The sequence below is a fragment of the Paenibacillus sp. FSL H7-0326 genome, from assembly GCF_001955535.1.
Taxonomy (GTDB): Bacteria; Bacillota; Bacilli; order Paenibacillales; family Paenibacillaceae; genus Paenibacillus; species Paenibacillus shunpengii.
In genome coordinates, this window is record NZ_MPVN01000006.1 from 193,764 (window position 1) to 207,355 (window position 13,592).

General features: G+C 46.7%; 11 protein-coding genes. All 11 read left to right on the top strand.

Features of this window, described 5'->3' with window-relative positions; genetic code table 11:
* Positions 1–44 precede the first annotated feature (44 nt).
* Positions 45–1,142 (top strand): flavodoxin-dependent (E)-4-hydroxy-3-methylbut-2-enyl-diphosphate synthase, encoded by a 1,098-nt coding sequence (gene ispG / locus BK126_RS24510; RefSeq protein ID WP_076315118.1) that lies wholly within the window; start codon positions 45–47, stop codon positions 1,140–1,142.
* A gap of 217 nt (positions 1,143–1,359) precedes the next feature.
* A complete protein-coding gene (gene lonB / locus BK126_RS24515; protein WP_076315119.1) occupies positions 1,360–3,099 on the top strand; it encodes an ATP-dependent protease LonB in 1,740 nt (579 codons plus the stop codon).
* Between the two features lie 87 nt (positions 3,100–3,186).
* On the top strand, positions 3,187–5,526 hold the full coding sequence (lon, locus tag BK126_RS24520) for an endopeptidase La (RefSeq protein WP_076315120.1): 2,340 nt from the start codon (positions 3,187–3,189) through the stop codon (positions 5,524–5,526).
* Positions 5,527–5,598: 72 nt separating this feature from the next.
* Entirely contained in the window at positions 5,599–6,213 is a 615-nt protein-coding gene (yihA, locus tag BK126_RS24525; protein WP_076315121.1) for a ribosome biogenesis GTP-binding protein YihA/YsxC, read from the top strand.
* 271 nt (positions 6,214–6,484) lie between these two features.
* Positions 6,485–7,075, top strand: a complete 591-nt coding sequence (locus BK126_RS24530; RefSeq protein ID WP_076315122.1) for a non-ribosomal peptide synthetase module — start codon at positions 6,485–6,487, stop codon at positions 7,073–7,075.
* Between the two features lie 317 nt (positions 7,076–7,392).
* Entirely contained in the window at positions 7,393–7,791 is a 399-nt protein-coding gene (speD, locus tag BK126_RS24535; RefSeq protein ID WP_076315123.1) for an adenosylmethionine decarboxylase, read from the top strand.
* Positions 7,792–8,173: 382 nt separating this feature from the next.
* The gene (hemA, locus tag BK126_RS24540) at positions 8,174–9,559 is read left to right on the top strand and encodes a glutamyl-tRNA reductase (RefSeq protein WP_076315124.1); all 1,386 of its coding nucleotides are present in this window, start codon (positions 8,174–8,176) and stop codon (positions 9,557–9,559) included.
* A gap of 14 nt (positions 9,560–9,573) precedes the next feature.
* Complete coding sequence (gene ccsA / locus BK126_RS24545; protein ID WP_076315125.1) at positions 9,574–10,401, top strand: cytochrome c biogenesis protein CcsA; 828 nt, start codon at positions 9,574–9,576, stop codon at positions 10,399–10,401.
* Positions 10,402–10,406: 5 nt separating this feature from the next.
* Entirely contained in the window at positions 10,407–11,057 is a 651-nt protein-coding gene (locus BK126_RS24550; RefSeq protein ID WP_076315126.1) for a precorrin-2 dehydrogenase/sirohydrochlorin ferrochelatase family protein, read from the top strand.
* Positions 11,058–11,064: 7 nt separating this feature from the next.
* Positions 11,065–12,015 (top strand): hydroxymethylbilane synthase, encoded by a 951-nt coding sequence (gene hemC / locus BK126_RS24555; protein ID WP_076315127.1) that lies wholly within the window; start codon positions 11,065–11,067, stop codon positions 12,013–12,015.
* 4 nt (positions 12,016–12,019) lie between these two features.
* Entirely contained in the window at positions 12,020–13,567 is a 1,548-nt protein-coding gene (gene cobA / locus BK126_RS24560) for a uroporphyrinogen-III C-methyltransferase (RefSeq protein ID WP_076315128.1), read from the top strand.
* The last annotated feature ends 25 nt before the right edge of the window (positions 13,568–13,592 follow it).

The window sequence follows — 13,592 nt, forward strand, 5'->3', positions numbered from 1 at the left end:
CTCTTGCGGGTGGAGATTTGACGTTATGGGGAGAGAAAGGAATCATGTTTTTAAGACAAGATACACGTCCCGTAAAAGTCGGCAACATTACCATTGGCGGAAGCAATGAAGTCATTATTCAAAGTATGTGTACAACGAAAACGGCTGATGTGGATGCAACGGTAGCTGAGATTTTGCGGCTTGAAGAAGCGGGATGCCAAATCGTTCGTGTAACGGTCAATAATGATGAAGCAGCAGAAGCGATTAAGGAAATTAAGAAGAGAATTCATATTCCGCTCGTTGCGGATATTCATTTTAATTATAAATTAGCACTGAAAGCGATCGAGAATGGTATTGATAAAGTACGGATTAATCCTGGTAACATCGGCAGACGCGAAAAAGTAGAAGCCGTTGTAAAAGCATGTAAGGAAAAAGGAATCCCGATCCGTATTGGTGTTAATGCTGGCTCGCTTGAGAATCATTTGCTTGAGAAATACGGTTATCCTACAGCCGACGCGATGGTAGAAAGTGCCTTGTTCCATATCGGCATTCTGGAAGAGCTGGATTTCCATGATATTATCGTATCGCTCAAGGCATCTGATGTCCCAATGGCCATTGAGGCTTATACTAAGGCCGCACAGGTCATTCCATATCCATTACACCTTGGAATTACAGAAGCGGGTACGCTGTTCTCAGGTACAATTAAGAGCTCGGCAGGCATGGGCGCTCTGTTATCTATGGGAATCGGCTCTACCATGCGGATTTCACTCAGTGCAGATCCGGTTGAAGAGATTAAGGTTGCCCGTGAGCTGCTCAAAACCTTTGGTTTGATTACAAATGCTGCAACCCTGATTTCTTGTCCGACCTGCGGCCGTCTGGATATCGACTTGTTCTCCATTGCTAATGAAGTAGAGGATTATATTTCACAAATCAAAGTGCCGATCAAGGTATCGGTGCTGGGGTGTGCGGTTAATGGTCCTGGTGAAGCTAGGGAAGCAGATATTGGGATCGCAGGGGCGCGAGGCGAAGGTCTTCTGTTCCGTCATGGAGAGATGATCCGCAAAGTGCCTGAGGCTGAAATGGTTGAAGAGCTGAAGAAAGAAATCGACAAGATTGTAGAAGTGTATGAAGCAACCGGCGTTATTCCGGGACGCAAGCACTAATCTTTTTTTCTAAAATAAGAATTTACTCATCACTGCTTCCTCGTGTAGGAAGCAGTTTTCTTTTTGCCTACTTGAAGAAATGTCTTCTGTTCATGTTTGGTGTTCAAATCTATAAGAGAACTTCTATTTTCTACGTTTATGCCGGAGTGAAAAGGCTATACTACCATGTATCGAACTTTTTATGGTAAGAACGTAAAGAACAGGAGGGACACCTAATATGGGTACTGAGTTAACCATTATTGTCATGTTAATCAATTTGTTTTTCGGAGTCGTGATCGGGCTCTATTTCTGGAATATGCTGCGTGGACAAAGAAACAATAAGAGTGCAGTGGAACGTGAGTCTCGGAAGGAACTCGACAAGCTGAGAAAGCTTCGCTCCATATCGCTGACTAAACCGCTTGCCGAGAAGACCCGTCCAGCCAAGATGGAGGATATCGTCGGTCAAAAGGATGGGCTCCGTGCGATGAAGGCAGCACTGTGCAGTGCAAATCCACAGCATGTTATTGTTTACGGCCCGCCGGGAGTAGGTAAAACAGCGGCAGCGAGGGTCATTTTGGAGGAAGCCAAAAAAAATCCATCCTCTCCCTTCAAAGCAGATGCCAAATTTACGGAGATTGATGCGACAACTGCCAGGTTCGATGAGCGCGGCATTGCCGATCCACTGATTGGCTCTGTTCATGATCCGATATACCAAGGTGCAGGTGCAATGGGCGTTGCAGGTATTCCTCAGCCTAAACCAGGAGCTGTTACGAAGGCGCATGGCGGGATTTTATTTGTCGATGAAATTGGTGAGCTTCATACGATTCAGATGAACAAGCTGCTCAAAGTGTTAGAGGATCGTAAAGTTATTTTGGAAAGTGCGTACTATAACTCTGAAGATACGCATACTCCTGCTTATATCCACGATATTTTCCAAAACGGTCTGCCGGCTGATTTTCGTTTGGTAGGGGCAACGACCCGTTCACCTCACGAAATTCCTCCGGCTCTTCGTTCCCGGTGCATGGAGATCTTCTTCCGCGCACTGCTGCCTGAAGAGATTGGACGAATAGCAGAGGATGCGATCAGTAAAATTGGCTTTGCAGCCAATCCTGAAGCGGTGGAGGTCGTTAAAAGATATGCCACCAATGGTCGTGAAGCGGTGAATATCGTACAGCTCGCCGCAGGACTTGCTCTGACTGAGAATCGGGATGAACTCCGTGCTGCGGATCTCGAATGGGTCGCAAGCAGCAGTCAGATTCAGCCGAGACCAGACAGGAAGGTGCCAAGTGTTCCGCAAGTGGGCTTTGTCAATGGTCTTGCTGTATACGGACCTAACATGGGCGCGCTGCTTGAGATCGAAGTATCAGCGGTGCCTGTAATGAAGGGGAAAGGAACATATAACATCACGGGAGTTGTCGATGAGGAGGAGATTGGCGGCGGTTCAAGAACGCTCCGTCGGAAGAGCATGGCCAAAGGGTCTGTAGAAAATGTAATCACCGTACTCAGATCAATGGGGCTGGAGCCTTCTAACTACGATCTTCATATCAATTTTCCAGGAGGTACACCAATAGATGGTCCTTCCGCGGGAATTGCCATGGCAACGGCTATTGCTTCTGCAATTAAGGGGATTCCCGTCGATCATGAGCTGGCAATGACAGGTGAGATCAGCATTCATGGAAAAGTAAAGCCAATCGGCGGCGTGCTGGCTAAGGTAGAGGCTGCTTTTCAGGCTGGAGCTAAGACGGTTATTATCCCCGCAGACAACTGGCAGACCATTTTTGAAGGTTTGGATGGCTTGAAGGTTATTCCTGTTGAGTCCGTGGATGAAGTATTCGAGCATGTCTTCGGCAAAGAGCTGATGACAGACAATGAAGAGAAGGCTGCACCTGCGCCCGAGCTGTTTCCACAATCTTCGCCTTCAATACTGCATGCAGACTTAAATCGCGGCGGAACGATGAATAGTACAGAAAGCATGTAAAGACTTCTCCTTCATTGGTTTTTTATGTGAACATTTGATAGAATAATGAATGATAACAACCTGAGAGCCATTGGAGGTGTGAAAGCGATGGGGCCGAGCAAAGCCAAAGTTCGTCGTTTTCCTTTACTGCCTTTAAGAGGACTTCTCGTCTATCCGAGTATGGTGCTACATCTCGACGTGGGCAGGGAGAAATCCGTCAAGGCTTTGGAAAAAGCGATGGTAGAAGAACATCTGATTCTCCTGTGTTCTCAATCTGACGTAAATATAGAAGATCCTGCACGTGAGGATATTTATCGGATCGGTACAGTCGCGAAGGTCAGACAAATGCTGAAGCTTCCGAATGGAACCATTCGTGTCCTCGTGGAAGGACTTGAACGAGCAGAGATAACAGAGTATACAGATCAAGACGAGTTCTATGAAGTGCTGGCGGTGGAGCTGCTGGAGGAAGAGGCAGACCATCCAGAGACGGATGCATTAATGCGGACCGTTCTCAGCCAGTTTGAAAATTATATAAATCTATCGAAGAAGGTTACACCCGAGACTCTTGCAGCTGTATCCGATATTGAAGAGCCGGGGCGCCTTGCCGATGTCATCACAAGTCACTTGTCGCTGAAGATTAAGGACAAACAAGAAATTCTGGAAACCGTAGATGTGAAACAGCGGCTTGAGAAGCTGTTGGACATTTTGAATAACGAGCGTGAGGTCCTTGAGCTGGAGCGCAAGATTAACCAGCGGGTCAAGAAGCAGATGGAGAAGACCCAGAAGGAGTATTATCTTCGCGAGCAAATGAAGGCGATACAGAAGGAGCTTGGCGAGAAGGAAGGGCGTGCCGGTGAGGTTGAAGAGCTTCGTGCCGGGGCAGCAGAGCTGTCACTCCCTGACAAAGTGCGCGAGAAGGTCGAGAAGGAAATTGATCGGCTTGAGAAAATGCCCGCCAGCTCCGCAGAGGGCGGCGTTATCCGCAATTATGTGGATTGGCTGTTAGCTCTCCCGTGGAGCCGCAAGACGGAGGATGATCTGGATATTCATGCCGCTGAAGAAGTGCTGGATGCAGATCATTACGGTCTAGAGAAGCCGAAGGAGCGCGTACTTGAATATCTGGCTGTCCAGAAGCTGGTGAAGAAGCTGAAAGGTCCGATTCTTTGTCTTGTAGGTCCTCCTGGGGTAGGTAAGACATCACTTGCGCGTTCCATTGCCAAATCACTTGGCCGTGAATTTGTGCGTATCTCCTTGGGCGGTGTAAGAGACGAAGCGGAAATTCGCGGACATCGAAGAACGTATGTCGGTGCCATGCCTGGCCGAATCATTCAAGGAATGAAGACCGCAGGTTCACTGAATCCAGTATTTTTGCTGGATGAGATCGACAAGATGGCTTCTGATTTTCGCGGGGATCCATCCTCTGCTCTGCTTGAAGTGCTTGATCCTGAACAAAACAATACGTTCAGTGACCATTTTGTAGAGCTTCCCTTTGACCTGTCAAACGTCATGTTTGTTACGACAGCCAATACAATTCATAGTATTCCGCGTCCGCTCCTCGATCGGATGGAAGTGCTTAATATTCCAGGGTACACGGAGCTGGAGAAGCTGCAGATTGCAAGCCGCTATTTGCTGCCGAAGCAGATCACAGAGCATGGATTGACAGAAGAACAAGTGGAAGTACAGCAGGATGCTCTCTTGAAAGTCATTCGTGAATACACGAGAGAGTCCGGCGTGAGAAATCTGGAGCAGCAGATGGCTTCCCTATGCCGCAAGGCTGCGAAGAAGATCGTATCCGGTCACACAGGCAAGATCATTATCGCTCCGGATGATGTGAAAGATTACTTAGGTCCGCAGAAATTCCGTTACGGTGTTGCTGAGCTTGAGGATCAGATCGGGACAGTTACCGGACTTGCTTGGACAGAGGTTGGTGGTGAGACACTCGTCATCGAAGTGACGGTTGTACCGGGTACCGGTAAGCTTACCTTGACAGGTAAACTCGGGGATGTTATGAAGGAATCTGCGCAAGCAGCCTTCAGTTATACACGTTCCAAAGCAGGGGAACTCGGGATCGCGCCTGACTTCCACGAGAAGAATGATATTCACATTCACATCCCGGAAGGTGCCATTCCGAAGGACGGACCTTCTGCCGGAATTACAATGGCTACTGCACTGATATCTGCATTGACTAACCGTCATGTATCCAAGGATGTAGCGATGACAGGTGAGATTACACTCCGCGGCCGGGTTCTACCGATTGGCGGACTGAAGGAGAAATCGCTTGCGGCACATCGTGCAGGATATAAGAAAATTTTGCTCCCGAAGGATAATGAACGGGATTTAAGAGATATACCGGACAGTGTGCGAGAAGATGTTGAATTCGTACCTGTTGCACACATGGATCAAGTGCTTCAGCATGCACTGGTCGAACAGCAGGCAGGTGTGCACTAGATAAGCCAATGAGCATCAACGAGAGTTCCATTATTTCATTGGTGTGTTATGAAGAGAGGATAAATATCGATTATGAAAGTTACCAAATCCGAATTTATCATTAGTGCGGTCAGCCCTAGCCAGTACCCTGAGGACGCCTTGCCGGAGATTGCTCTGGCAGGGCGTTCCAATGTGGGGAAATCTTCGCTGATCAATCGAATGATTAATCGTAAGAACTTAGCAAGAACGAGCTCAACCCCAGGCAAGACCCAGCAGCTTAATTATTACCGGATTAATGATGCGCTTTATTTTGTGGATTTTCCAGGCTATGGGTATGCCAAAGTGTCGAAGACGCAGCGTGCGCTCTTCGGTCAAATGATGGAGAAATATTTGCTTGAACGAGAAGAACTGAAGCTGGTCATGCAGATGATTGATATGCGTCATCCCCCTACGAAAGACGACATAATGATGTATGAATGGCTGAAGCACCATGGGCTTCCCGTATGCGTCGTGACTACGAAGATGGATAAGATTCCTAAGACACGCCGAGCCAAGCATGCAAAAGTTATAAGAGATGCGATCGGTCTTCATCCTGAAGACAGCTTTGTCTCTTTCTCGTCAGAGGAAGGCTTAGGCAAGGATGAGCTGTGGGCAGTAATATCCCGTTATGCAGGGTTTACAGAAGAACAGCCGTCTGTAGAAGAGTAGTCTTACAACTCTCATCAAAAGCAAGTGACAAGACGATCTTGCAGAACAATCGAGCTAACACGAACTTTCTTGCAGAATAATGAGCATTTTCCCTATGGGATGTATAATTTCAAGTTTCTTCCTGATTTTTAATGATTTAAAGCAGAAATTCATTGCATGGCAGAAGGGCGGGTTCCGCCCGCGGTAGTGTATAATGAAGCTAAGTAATGAACATTATGGTTTTAAATCGGCCTGACTACAGAATGGTCGGGAAAGAATTGAGGAGATTTTTATGGCTCAGCGGTTAGCCACAGAATATGTTAAAGCCACTTTGAAATTAACAGAACCTCAGATGCAGCAGTTTTTAAAAATGGCCGAAGACAGCCAGCTTCAGCACCAACGAGTGAAAGTGCTGGGCAAGGGCGGGCAGGATGTTGTACTTCGTGATGGTGCTGGAGAGGAAGTTTGTTTCCCATTTGATCGAGAAGATGGATTATATGTCTGTGAGTTGTCTTGCCGTCTAGTGAATCCTCAGCTGACGAGTGTCGTACGCAAGTTGTTTCTTACTTTCAAGGGTGAAGGAATGGAGAACCGGGTGTATGCTGGTTTTACTATGATGTATTTTTATTCCCAAGGCTCTGTTCGCAAGATTATTGAATTCAAACAAAACCAAGCTCGAATCGTATACGAATATAAGAATTCCTTGCAGGAGCTTGAACAGCAATACCGATCACGTGATGTTGAACAGAAAATTTCACGTGTGAAGAACAGCATCAACCAACTGCTCGATGCAAGAAACAAGGTGTCTTGCCAGGAGGAAATTCGTCATATTGATGAGCAGTTACGGATAGAAGCATTTATACTATTTACTCTTGAAGCTTAAACATATTCAAGCCAAAGCCTGCTCTTCACTGAGCGGGCTTTTCTTTAGTTCTCGTAAGCCTTGAACTGGATTATTTTTTTTAAGGTGTTTGTTCCACTTCAGATCATAAAAAATATACTGTATTGTTCTTGAAAAAACTGTTGCATTTGTAACGAATAGGTGTTATTTTTATTCTCGTTGAAAAGAATATAGGAACCAGGATTCACTCAGGACATTGTGTATGTTGCGAGAGATTTATCCCTCGGGAAGTGAATGACGTAGGTCCTAGCGGATGAAATTTTTCAAACATTTTATTCCTAGGAAGGGGGAACCGAAAGATGGGAAGTACAACTTTCGGAAGACACGTTGCTGTTGACACTTGGGGAGTAGACTTTGATCTGTTGAACAATGAGGATTACTTGCAAGTACAGATGGTAGAAGCCGCAGAAGCTTGTGATGCGACCATCTTGTCCGTGCAATCCAGACAGTTTGAGCCACACGGGGTTACTGTGCTAGTCATGTTGGCTGAGAGTCATCTCTCGATTCATACGCACCCTGAAAGAGGCTTTGCCGCGATTGATTGTTACACTTGTGGAGAATTGGTTGATCCGCAGCTTGCTGTTGAGTACCTGGTATCGGCTTTGAACCCGGAGAAGATTTTTTCGAAGACATTAGTGCGTGGTAATGGCGAATTAGATGTCGAACAGCCTGTAAAACAACAGATTGAGCTTGTATAATACACAGATTTATAATACGATACAATTAATAAAGAACCATGGAATTTCCATGGTTTTTTTATATATTTTATGTAATTAACTAGAAATTCTCCTAACGGTAATATCCGATTGCGAGTAGTACAAGTTTCAAATGGGTTTGCAACGTATAAATTAATGAAGTGGCGGTAAAATTAAGTAGGCAAAATGGAATCCATAAGTTAAGAAGATGAGGATTTCATAAACATGTCATAAAAAGCATTAGGGCGAAACTGTACATATGTTATACTAAATACTGCTTGAGGCTAATTGTTAATAACACATTTGATGTTTTTATAGACTAAATCCATTTCGTTTGAAATTGATTCAATAATTACCGAATTTTGTAGAGGCAGGTGAACTTGCAATGCACATCGTCGCAGTTGGGTTAAACTATCGCACAGCGCCTGTAGAAGTAAGGGAACGGTTTACATTTGACGAAAAAGACCTGCCATCAGCGCTCCGAGAGCTCAAGAAGACAAACAGTGTATTGGAAGGCGTCATCGTTGCTACATGCAACCGTACGGAAATGTATGTGGTGGTTGATCGTCTCCATATGTGCGGGTATTTCATACGCAGCTTCATGGAGCAATGGTTTGGTATTTCCCGCGAGGAGTTTACTCAACATCTCTATATATATGAAGATGAACAGGCGATACGTCATTTATTTCGGGTAACCAGTGGACTGGACTCCATGGTGATCGGAGAGACCCAAATTTTAGGCCAGGTTAAGCAGGCCTTCTTAACGGCTCAAGCTGAGAAGGCAACCGGAACATGGTTTAATACGCTGTTCAAGCATGCCATCTCTTTAGGCAAGAGAGCGCATAGCGAGACCTCGATTGGTGAAGCGGCGGTTTCTGTCAGTTATGCTGCGGTTGAACTAGGCAAGCGCATCTTTGGCTCCTTTAATCACAAGAAAGTAATGATTCTTGGTGCAGGGAAGATGAGTGAGCTCACTGTTCAGCATTTATATGCGAATGGTGCGGAAGAGGTAATTGTGGCGAATCGGACCTTCTCACGTGCAGAGGAGCTGGCAGCCAAATTTGACGGAACGGCATGTACCATGGAGCAGGCATTTACGCGTCTCCATGAAGTGGACATTTTGATCAGCTCAACAGGAGCGAAGGATTTCGTTATCTCGGCTGATATGGTTAAAGACAGCATGAAGCGAAGAAAGTCACGTCCTTTGTTCATGATCGATATTGCTGTGCCTCGGGATATTGATCCTGTAATTTCAGATATTGCTAACGTCTTCTTATATGATATCGATGATCTTGAAGGTGTGGTTGAGACGAATCTGGAGATGCGCCGGATCGAGGCGGCGAAGATCGATTCCTTTATCGAGGAAGAGATCGAAGAATTCAATCACTGGCTCAAAACTTTGGGAGTTCGTCCTGTGATTCGAGCTTTGCAGGAGAAGGCCAACAGTGTCCATGAAGAAACGCTCGAGAGCTTGTTTAACAAGCTGCCTGAGCTGGATGAGCGTCAACGTAAGGTGATACGCCGACTGACGAAGAGTATGCTTAATCAGATGACGCATGAGCCAATTAACCGTATAAAAGAAATGGCAGTGGATAAGAATGCGGATGATGCATTATCGATGTTCACTACCATGTTCGGTCTTGAGGAAGAGCCTGAAGTCAAGGAAGAGTCTTCTGTTTCCCCAAGAGTGAATATGAAGCCGGCCACGGAGCCTAGTCGTGAGGTGGAGCAAGCACCTTCACGGATTGCATATGTTCCAGTGAGCCTGTAAGGCAGGTGTCATAAGTGTCTACAGTAGATACGATTCACACTTTGCTGATTTATATTTATGCCCTGAGCCTTCTGTTTTATTTCTCGGATTGCATTCGACGCAACACGAGTGCGAAGCGGATGGGCACAGGGCTTCTTGCTGTCGTGTCCCTGATGCAGCTGATTTACTTGATTCTCCGAACCGTTGATTTGGGACATATTCCGATCTATTCGATGTATGATTTTGTATTCTTATTTACGTTTAGCATCGTCATTACTTCTCTGATTATGACAACGTTCAGGAAATCGGAATATATCGTATTCCTGCTGAATGTGGTCGGATTCAGTGCTTTGGTGCTCAGTGATTTTTGGCTTGCTCCGGTCGTTAATCCTATGCTTAATTGGCAGACCGTACATGGACTTCTTGTCATGCATATCGCTCTTGCTAATCTGGGGTTTGCTGCACTGACACTCGCCGCCGTATTTGCTGCGATCTATCTCTTCCTGCATTTCCGGCTCAAATCGAAGCAATGGGGCGATACGATGCGGCGTATGCCGAGTCTTGAAATGCTCTATCTGTACATGAACAAGGCAAGCTCTATTGGGACGCCCATGCTCGGCGTTTCAGTCATGCTTGCTGTATTATCGATCATGGCAGAGAAACGCTGGCCATTATTACTCGATGCCAAAGTTCTCTCAACACTCATTGCATTATGCATCTATTTAGGATACTTCATTTCAAAACGATACAATGGTCAAGCTCCCCATGTTATGGCACGGTGGACGCTAATCGGTTATGTCTTTGTCATTGTTAGTTTTATTAGTAATGCTTGGTCTGTATTTCACCGCTGGACAGGAGAGTGAAGTAAATGGAGCAGGCTTATGTTCCGATATGGCTGGATTGCTCAGACCGCACTGTCATTGTTATTGGCGGTGGTCCAGTGGCTGAGCGCAAGGTAAGTGGACTTCTTAATTCAGGAGCGAACATTACGATCATCAGTCCCACGATGACCGAGAGACTTCTTCAGCTGGCTCAGCATAGTGAAGTCTCCTGGATTCAAAGGCCCTACCGTCAGGGAGACCTGAGAGGGGCTTTTCTTGTATATACAGCTACAAATCACACGGATATCAACCGACAGGTGGTTAAAGAAGCGAAAGAGACGGGTGCTTTGGTGAACAGCGCAGATGAGCCTCGCAGCGGTGATTTTATTACACCGAGTGTCGTACGGCGCGGCAGGATGTCGATCGCCGTGTCAGCCTCGGGTTCAAGTCCGGGAGCGGTCGCACGCATTGCGAAGCAGCTAGACCAACAATATGGTGATGAATATGGTGTGTACTTTGATTTTTTGCATCAAATTCGTCAAACCATTCTGTCTCGTATTGAAGATCCGAACAAAAGAAGACATCTGCTGAAGAAAGTATTAGAGTTAGATATATTAGATGAAATTAGAGAAGGACGCTTTGAATTATGGTCCGATGAACAACGGAATGAATGGATTGCAGACAATCAGGAGGGGTAATGAATAAATGCGAACGATTGTAGTAGGAAGCAGACAAAGTGCACTGGCTCTAACACAGACAGGGCATGTCATTGATGATTTGAAGAACCTGTGTAAGCAGCATGGGCTTCCATTTGATTTTGAGATCAAGAAGATTGTAACGAAGGGCGATCAAATCCTGGATGTTACGTTGTCCAAAGTCGGGGGCAAGGGGCTGTTTGTAAAAGAAATTGAGCAGGCCATGATGAACGGCGAGATTGATATGGCTGTACATAGCATGAAGGATATGCCTTCTGTACTTCCCGAACCACTGACTACCGGTGCCGTGCCGCGCAGGAAGGATCCAAGGGATGCCCTGATATCCAGAACCGGATCTTCCCTGGATGAGCTGCCTCAAGGTGCAAAAGTAGGGACGAGCAGTCTGCGCAGAGCGTCTCAGCTCAAAGCTTACCGTCCTGACTTTCAAATTGAATGGATTCGCGGCAATATTGACTCCAGACTCCGCAAGCTTGAGACGGAAGGCTTTGATGCCATTATTCTCGCTGCGGCGGGACTTTCTCGTATGGGATGGGAAGATCGAATAACAGCTTATTTGTCTCCGGACACTTGTCTGCCTGCGGTAGGCCAGGGTGCGCTCGGTATTGAATGCAGGAAGGATGACAAGGAGCTCCTTCATTTGCTCAGTTTGTACAATGATTTGGAGACGGCCCTGCCGGTTGCAGCTGAACGGAAATTTTTGAATGTGCTGAACGGAGGCTGCCAAGTACCTATCGGAGCGTATGCAACATGGGCTACTCATCAAGGAGAGGATGGACATAAGCAGCTTATCGAGCTGACGGGTATGGTTGGAACACCGGATGGATCGACAGTGCTTAAAGAGACGGTGATTGGGAGCGATCCTGAACGTCTTGGAGAGGAAGTTGCTGAACGCTTGATTCGTAAAGGCGCAGAGAAGATACTGGCAGACGTAAGGGGATGAGGAAATGGCAGGTAAGGTCTATCTCGTGGGTGCAGGACCGGGGAATGCGAAGCTTATTACAGTAAAGGGCTGGGAGTGTATTCAGAAGGCAGATGCGGTCGTCTATGATCGTTTGGCCAGTCCCAGACTGCTTCGAATCATGAAGCCTGGAGCTTCCAAAATCTATGTTGGCAAAAAAACAAACCGTCACACAATGAAGCAGGAGGATATTAATCAGCTGCTTGTGGATCTCGCTCTTGAAGGTAAAACCGTCGTTCGTTTGAAGGGCGGGGACCCGACCATTTTTGGAAGAGTCGGTGAGGAGGCAGAGCTGCTTCGCAGGTATAATATTCCTTATGAGATCGTGCCGGGAGTCACCTCTGCAATCAGTGTGCCGGCCTATGCCGGTATCCCTGTCACACATCGGGATTATGCATCATCCATTTCAATTATTACTGGACATGAGAGTCCGGATAAGCTGAATAGAGCGATCTATTGGGATAAGGTAACGAATGCCACAGGAACCCTGGTGTTTATGATGGGGGTCGCTAACATCGGCTATATCAGTCAGCAGCTGATTGATCATGGCAGACCGAAGGATACGCCTGTGGCACTGATTCGCTGGGGGACTTGGGCTGAGCAGGACACCCTTGTAGGTACACTTGAGGATATCGAGCACAAGGTGCAGGAGCACGGATTTCGTCCACCCGGCGTCATTGTCGTTGGTGATGTCGTCAAGCAGCGTGAACGGCTGCAATGGGCAGAATTCATGCCTCTCTTTGGCAAAAGAATACTGGTGACAAGAGCAAGAAGTCAGGCAAGTGAGCTCGTCACACGGATTGAGGAATTAGGTGGGGAGCCTTACGAGCTGCCTGTTATTGAAACGGTTCCTGTCCAAGCAGATCACCAGAGGGAGCAAATTGCAGAAGCACTAGATCAGTTAGAGCAGTATGACTGGGTCATATTTACGAGTGTGAATGGAGTCGAGCATTTCTTTAGAGCAATGGAAGAACAGGAGAGAGATATACGTTCACTCTATCGCGCAAGAATTGTGGCCATTGGCCCGTCAACGAAAAAGGCACTTCGAGACCGAGGAATTCTGGCAGAGCAGGTTCAAGGATCTTACCAACAGGAAGGGCTGATGGATACCTTTGACGCCGATCTGCTTCCTGGACAGAAGGTGCTGCTGCCTACAGGTAATCTGGCTCGCCCTTGGCTCTCCGACAAACTGAAGGAGAAAGGACTTGAAGTCCACAGTGTCAGTGTATATGAGACGGTTATACCTGATGAGCAGGACGATGAGCTGATAGGACTCTTGCAGAAGGGTAAAGTCTATGCTGTCACATTCACCAGCTCTTCAACAGTAACGCACCTTCTGACACTGTTAGAACGGATGGGATGTGAACAGCCTGCTTCTTTATTTAAAAATGTTCACGTCGCCTGCATCGGACCTGTTACTGCAGAAACGGCCGCGAACGCGGGGCTTCATGTCAGTATCGTTTCAGAAGAGGCGACAATAGAGAGCTTGGCGGATGCACTGTGTCATATTAGCGACTATGTGCATGATATTTAAATTTAAGATAGGATATAGGCGAACT